This is a genomic window from Pantoea sp. sgz302252, assembly GCF_047713085.1.
Lineage (GTDB): Bacteria > Pseudomonadota > Gammaproteobacteria > Enterobacterales > Enterobacteriaceae > Scandinavium.
The window spans coordinates 1-4,080 of sequence record NZ_JBLFJW010000070.1; the positions used below are offsets into that span (position 1 = coordinate 1).

Annotated in this window: 4 protein-coding genes and 1 pseudogene; all 5 read right to left on the reverse strand. The window is 41.4% G+C overall.

What is annotated here, in order from left to right:
* Positions 1-581: pseudogene (locus ACLW56_RS24855) on the reverse strand (contractile injection system protein, VgrG/Pvc8 family); the annotation flags it as partial.
* A gap of 40 nt (positions 582-621) precedes the next feature.
* Positions 622-1,734 (reverse strand): hypothetical protein, encoded by a 1,113-nt coding sequence (locus tag ACLW56_RS24860; RefSeq protein WP_330986276.1) that lies wholly within the window; start codon positions 1,732-1,734, stop codon positions 622-624.
* A complete protein-coding gene (locus tag ACLW56_RS24865) occupies positions 1,731-2,132 on the reverse strand; it encodes a hypothetical protein (protein WP_330986277.1) in 402 nt (133 codons plus the stop codon). Before ACLW56_RS24865 ends, ACLW56_RS24860 begins: the two co-directional genes overlap by 4 nt.
* A 1-nt stretch (position 2,133) precedes the next feature.
* Positions 2,134-3,183 (reverse strand): PAAR domain-containing protein, encoded by a 1,050-nt coding sequence (locus ACLW56_RS24870; RefSeq protein WP_330986278.1) that lies wholly within the window; start codon positions 3,181-3,183, stop codon positions 2,134-2,136.
* A 27-nt stretch (positions 3,184-3,210) separates the two neighbouring features.
* On the reverse strand, positions 3,211-4,080 hold an 870-nt coding region (locus tag ACLW56_RS24875; RefSeq protein WP_330986279.1), incomplete at its 5' end, for a type VI secretion system Vgr family protein.

The window sequence follows — 4,080 nt, forward strand, 5'->3', positions numbered from 1 at the left end:
TGGCCCTGGCTGCCATGCAGCGCCTGAGGCTGGGAGCCCGTCAGATGGCTGCTCACCACCTGCCATTCCTGATTCAGGCTCTCAACCGGATGCCCGGTCAGCGTGAACCGCGTGCCAGGCCATAGCCGGGGTGAGTTGCTGCTCCCGCTTGCCATCTCCGCGCTATTTCGCCGCCCCTCCATCTGATAGCGGGTAAAATCTTCACCATGCTGCTCATCCTTGAAGCGTCCGGGATAGTCGTAAATTTCATACTGTTCATACTGACCATTCAGGTTTTCTGCGCTGTGGTCGTAGCTGCCCGGCCAGTCCGGCACTTTGAAGGTGTAGTCCTGGCTCACCACGGAGGAGGGCCCGACGCTGGCCTCATAGCGAAAAACGCTGATGCATTCCGGATGGATATCTGAAGTCGGGTTGGGATTAAAGCAAAACGCGCCTGACTGCGGTAAGCCCGCCACATCGTCTGTCAGCACCATTCGCTGCTGCTGGTCAGACTTATCAAAGAAGAACAGGCCTTCTTCCGCCCACAGCCGCGACAGAAAATCGAGGTCGCTTTCGCCGTACTGCACGCAGAACTCCCGAGCCTGCATGGACGAAATTTAAATCCATATAAAATCATAAAACTTAATGATAACAATAATCTTCATATTCAAGGCTATAATTATTAAGAGAATTCAATATAATATCTATCGTTCTTTTCCCTACAGCCCACGTTCTAAAATTAACTTCTCTTGAGCTAAGCAAACCAACAATAAAAAACAGGCAGTTTTCCACCTCCCCTGATAAAATAGCAAGTTGGCACCGATTGTATTTACCGTCATTTATTTCAATATCTCCTATAGATAAATTCGCAACATTCCTATTAATAAGAGAACGACTCTCTCTTAGTTCTATCCTTTCAATATCAGCATAATTTTCTTCTGTTAACTTATTATATATAAGCTGGTAAATGTACTCCTTCGTAACATCTGAACCTCTGGATAAAAAGTAACTATCGATAACCCCACATGTTTCCCCCTCTTTCTTTAGAAATAATGAACAATAACTAAATCCCTCCGAAATAAACCGCTCAGAATACAACCACGAAGCAGGATAATAAAATGAGACACTATCAGGAGTAAAAATATTTATACTTTTTAACTCCTCGGCCAAATGCCATTTCGAATCATTTATAAGTTCAAAACCACTCACTATATGTAACATATCAACGGCCAGAGCATCATATACCTCCAATGAACAACTTACTTTAACCATAATAATATGAGCCATTTTATGTTCTTGGTCATAATTCTTAAATGCTCTGATTCTTGAAATTATCACCTCATCATCAAAATTATTCACAGTCAACACATCAGAGTATTTACCACTGACTTTATTATAGTCTTTTCGATTAATGATCTCCTCTGACAAAGTAGATAATATATCATCCATCCAATCACTGGCATTAACCTCATTACTTAAATTCTCAAAAGCCACATCAACTTCCATAAATGGATACTCGGACTCTAAAACAGTCTGATAACAACCTATCGCATAAAGATTTTCAAACCCCTCCACTGACTTGGGCTCCAGACTGACAGGCTTAACTACATTAGGAACAAGTATTTTATAATGTACTCCTTTGAAAGAACTAGTGGTATAAGAATAACGTAAAAAATGTTTACTTGTATAGTAATCACCACCCTCACCAATTTCTGGGAAGAGTAATTTATCATATATCGATTTTTCATTTTTCATCGAAAAAAACCATTATTAATTAGCATAGGGATAATCACCATGCGGAATAAAAAATAAAAACACATTATATTAATAGCACCTTTAATAAACTTAGTTATTAGAACCCTGTTATTTACAACCCCTCTCACAGGTTGCCGACCTAAGTTATCACCATTATGCTTTTCATGAAACCCGATCATTCTCTCCATACCAATATCTATTAATGCAAAAAAAGAAAAATAAACACACGAATACATTCCACAAACGATCATCACTATACATAAATAACCATTAGATATATATCCGTTAGAAATCAACAAGCCTACAACTGAAAATATCCCTCCACCTAAAAAGAATCTAAAAACAACATTCCTATACAATGGAAGTAAAGCTTGAGCCAAACTAATAAACATTTTCATGTTAGCCACCAATAATTACATTTCTTATACCTGATAATATTTCCCCTGCCCCATTACCAGCCTGTACTCCACCAAACATTAATCGTAGTAGAATATTAGGGTTATCTAAAAAAGGTCCAATTTGGGCTTCAGTATCACCTCTTACTCCAAGAATAGCAGCTAATTCACCTGTAAGTTTTACTCTAAACATTAAGTTATCTATATCAGCCCATGCACCACCACCAAGCCCTGCCCCCACTGATCCAGCTGTGCCCGATACAGCTGCTTTGATTTTTAAATACTTATACTCAATACTTCCCCCAATCTCGCCTTTTGCAGCAGCAGCCTCAACCCCTAATTCGAAATAACCTCCGCCAGACATGTTATCTGCATCGTATGATATACTTCCTTCCCCTTTAACTTCAGCAGTACCAACTGAACCAGTTGCTTTTATTTCTTCATAATCACCGCTTCCTTCTTTACCTGAACTACCTCCTATATTTCCTTCAACACCTATTGCTTTCGCATCGAATCTTGCTGAACTCGCCTTATCGTTATTAATAGTCCCTGAAGTCATTTCCACTTTCCCTACTGACCCGCCGATGATAATACCACTATCTCCTGCTGAAGGTGTTAGTTGGTAATCTATAATATTAGCTTTACTATTTGATGAATCAAAAAAACCATCTCCATCAGTGTCTAATAATGAAGATGATCCTGATAATACATTCATTCTAAATTCATTAGGATTTTTTACCTTTAATGAACCGTCTTCATTAACATTCTTTGCCAGTGTCGCATAATGGTATTCAGGAGAACGAGGGCCTTTAGTGGGGGGTAAGGATTTCTTACCGCAAATAACCTTATCCCCCATCCTTGCGGCTGGCAGCCCATTTATTGTTACAGTTTTAGACCCTTCGGCAACTACGCCAGGACCATGTTCCTTACAAATAAAACTATCTCCTAAACGTACAGCAGGAAGACTCCCTGTTGTTACATTATTACTTCCTGACGTTATGGGTCCATCATGCCCTGCTTTATCAGCTGATTGCCGTGCTGCGTTCTTGCCCATATCCAATACCTTTAAACAACAATAAAATTAAGGATTTAATTTCACAATCCCACCAGTTAATATTTGTTCATCACTGCCGTCTGCCAGCAATTTTTTAGTGTGGACATAATATTCATCTTCCGCAGAATTTTTTATCACTTTCCCTTTAAGTATAATTTCACCATTTTTAGCCAGGGTAATACTTGCCTCCCCGCAAATAAATTCGATCTTTTCCTCAGAATTAATGCTTATTGTTTTTTTAACGTTTACTGTTTGCTTCCCTTCTAAAACGCCAATAGTCTGATCATTTACCACTGTTATATTTTGGTTATTTGCTATAGCCACAACCTGATCGTGACCACTTTCTTTCTTAGTCCCCACTTTTAACGTTTGCCCCAGTCCGACGGTTATCTTCTGGTCATTCCCGATTGTTTCGCTGTGATCGACTTTGACGTCCGTGGTCCGGTTATTCAGCACCTCTGTATCCATATTCTTCTGCGCATGGAGATAGACCTGCTCTTTGCCGGTCGCATCCTCAAACCGCAGTTCATTAAACCCATTTCCCTTGTAGGTTTTCGACCGAATGCTCATCTGCGTTTTGGTGCCGGGCAGATCGCCCGGGGAACGATTGTCCTCGTGATAGGTTCGGCCCATCACGATGGGCTGGTCGGGGTCGCCATTGAGAAAATCGACAATCACTTCCTGGCCCACGCGCGGGATCGCCAGATTGCCGAAGCCTGTTCCGGCCCACGCCTGCGACACACGGATCCAGCAGGAACTGTCTTCTGTGGCACCGTTGTACCGATCCCACAAAAACTTCACTCTGATCCGCCCGTGCTCGTCGCAGAAAATTTCTTCACCTGGCGGGCCGGTAACGACCGCACTTTGCGGGCCATCCACTTTTGGTTTTTTCTGTGG

Bases quoted from the DNA above. Each gene is read 5' to 3' on its own strand.
- ACLW56_RS24870 (WP_330986278.1), bottom strand. From the start codon at position 3,183: ATGGGCAAGAACGCAGCACGGCAATCAGCTGATAAAGCAGGGCATGAT.
- ACLW56_RS24860 (WP_330986276.1), bottom strand. From the start codon at position 1,734: ATGAAAAATGAAAAATCGATATATGATAAATTACTCTTCCCAGAAATT.
- ACLW56_RS24865 (WP_330986277.1), bottom strand. From the start codon at position 2,132: ATGAAAATGTTTATTAGTTTGGCTCAAGCTTTACTTCCATTGTATAGG.